Annotated in this window: 3 protein-coding genes; 2 read left to right on the forward strand and 1 reads right to left on the reverse strand. The window is 69.1% G+C overall.

What is annotated here, in order from left to right:
• Window positions 1-629: lysophospholipid acyltransferase family protein (locus tag ACQKIP_RS45545; RefSeq protein ID WP_427745684.1), on the reverse strand; the 629-nt coding region annotated here is incomplete at its 3' end.
• A gap of 200 nt (window positions 630-829) precedes the next feature.
• On the opposite strand from ACQKIP_RS45545, the gene ACQKIP_RS45550 reads away from it, so the two are divergent.
• Together ACQKIP_RS45550 and ACQKIP_RS45555 are read left to right on the forward strand one after the other, a co-directional pair.
• The gene (locus ACQKIP_RS45550; protein ID WP_365862547.1) at window positions 830-1,192 is read left to right on the forward strand and encodes a thioredoxin family protein; all 363 of its coding nucleotides are present in this window, start codon (window positions 830-832) and stop codon (window positions 1,190-1,192) included.
• A 239-nt stretch (window positions 1,193-1,431) separates the two neighbouring features.
• A complete protein-coding gene (locus ACQKIP_RS45555; RefSeq protein WP_365862549.1) occupies window positions 1,432-1,941 on the forward strand; it encodes a flavin reductase family protein in 510 nt (169 codons plus the stop codon).
• Window positions 1,942-2,248 lie beyond the last annotated feature (307 nt).

Below are 2,248 nucleotides of genomic sequence, written 5' to 3' on the forward strand. Positions count from 1 at the left end.
GGGTAGGCGCGCTGCGCGGCCTCGAGGAGCTCCTGGCAGCGCTCGCGAAGGCGCCGGGTGATCGCGCCCGCGAACTGGTCCGCGGGCGCCTCCATCGGCTCGCCGACCCGGATCGTGATCGGGGTGTGGCTGCGCTTGAAGTTGCGCGGGTGCCCCTTGGTCCACAGCCGCTGCGTGCCCCACAGCGCCATCGGGATCAGCGGGACCCCGGCCTCCTGGGCCAGGCGCGCGGCGCCCGACTTGAAGCTCTTCAGCGTGAACGACGGGGAGATCGTCGCCTCGGGGAAGACTCCGATGATCTCACCGGAGCGCAGCGAGTCGAGCGCGTGCTGGTAGGCCGTCTCGCCCTGCTTGCGGTCGACGGGGATGTGCTTCATCCCGCGCATCAGCGGACCGGAGATCTTGTGCCGGAACACCGACTCCTTGGCCATGAAGCGCACGAGCCGCTTCTGCGGCAGGGCCGCGAGGCCGTCGAAGATGAAGTCGAGATAGCTGATGTGGTTGCTGACGAGGACCGCACCGCCCGTGCGGGGGATGTTCTCCGACCCCTTGCAGTCGATCTTCAGGTCCCAGGCCTTGAACAGCGTTTTGGCGGCACCGATGACCGGACGGTAGACAAGCTCTGCCATGGGTGGGGAGGGCCCTTCGTGTCTGCCTTGGGAGGGGGCTCCCGGCGGGAAGTTACGCAGCCGTAGGTTTTTCGGCGTTGCGCAGATCGTGCCCCAAGAACGGACGGCTGACCACCCATAGTGCCCGCCGGGCGCGAGATTCTCGTCACGTTGGGAATGTCCGGGAGCGCGCGGACGCTGAAGTCGGGGACAGTGGGATCATGACGCCGGGGCGGGAGGCTGACGTGCGGATACGTGATGCGGGGGACCGCACCGACCCCGCGGGCAACGGTACTTGGGCGGGCCGCGAGCTGGGCCGGCGCGCCACGCTCGTGCAGTTCTCCAGCGCCTTCTGCCAGCCTTGCCGGGCCACCCGCCGAGTCCTCGCCGAGGTGGCCGAAATTGTGCCCGGTGTCTCACATGTGGAGATCGACGCCGAGGCCGAGCTCGATCTCGTACGGGAACTGGACATCGCCAAGACGCCGACGGTCCTGGTGCTCGACGCGGACGGACGGACCGTGCTGCGTGCGACCGGACAGCCGCGCAAGGCCGACGTGATCGCCGCGCTCGGCAGGGCCGTGTGAGGCGCGGGGCACGGGGGAGGAGAGCGTCATGACACTGGTCCAGGGCTCGGCGAGCCGTCTTTCACATCGCGGAACGGACTTGACTGCACCCGGCACCTATCGCCAGCCTGCTCCCATGCCTCCGGAGCTCCTTCTCTACGAGCGCGTCCACGTGGACCTCGCCCGTCATGCCAGTGCGCGCTGTCCGGGCTGCTGAGCAGCCACGGAACCGCTCGTACCTCCTGCAGAAGGACAATTCCATGACGGCAACGCCCGATCTCCGCACTCCCCGGCTCGCATCCCCCGACCTCCTGCGCTCCGTCTTCCGGCAGCACGCGGCGGGGGTGGCGGTGATCACCGCTCAGGGCCCCGCGGGACCCGTCGGCTTCACCGCCACCTCGCTCGTCTCGGTCTCCGCCGAACCGCCCATGCTCTCGTTCGGCATCGGTACGGGGGCCTCCAGCTGGCCCGCGGTCTCCCGGGCCGAGCATGTCGGCGTCCACATACTCGGCGAGCACCAGCTCGACCTCGCCTCGACCTTCGCACGCAGCGGCGCCGACCGCTTTGGACCGGGCACGCGCTGGTACGAGGGGCCCGAGGGCGTCCCGGTGCTCGACGGCACGCTCGCCTGGCTGGTCTGCAAGGTCGCGGCCCGGGTGCCCGCGGGTGACCACCGGATCGTCCTGGCGGAGGCCGTGGTGGGCGACCCGGCGGGCGCGGGCCGGCCCCTGCTCTACCACCAGGGGCGCTTCAACGCGCTGCGCGACTGAAAGTTCCCGCTCGGCCGTCCTCGCGCCCGATTACAGAGCGTTGGGAAGGTCACAGTTCAAAGCGCTTGCTTAGTGGGCATGAGATGGGTGTACTGGCGAGTAATATTCTGGTCGGAGCGCGGGCCGCCCCGACCGGGATCCGCCCCTTCAGGCGCCTATGCTGCCTGCAGGAAGGCAGTGGCCAGAGCCAAGGCAGCAGCCCAGTAAAGACGATGCAGTAGGAGAGCCGGCGTGAGCTTGAGGATCGTTGTCACCGTGAAGTACGTGCCCGACGCCACCGGCGACCGGCATTTCGCCGATGACCTGA

It is taken from the genome of Streptomyces sp. NPDC059900 (assembly GCF_050270335.1).
In the GTDB taxonomy this organism is placed as follows: Bacteria; Actinomycetota; Actinomycetes; order Streptomycetales; family Streptomycetaceae; genus Streptomyces.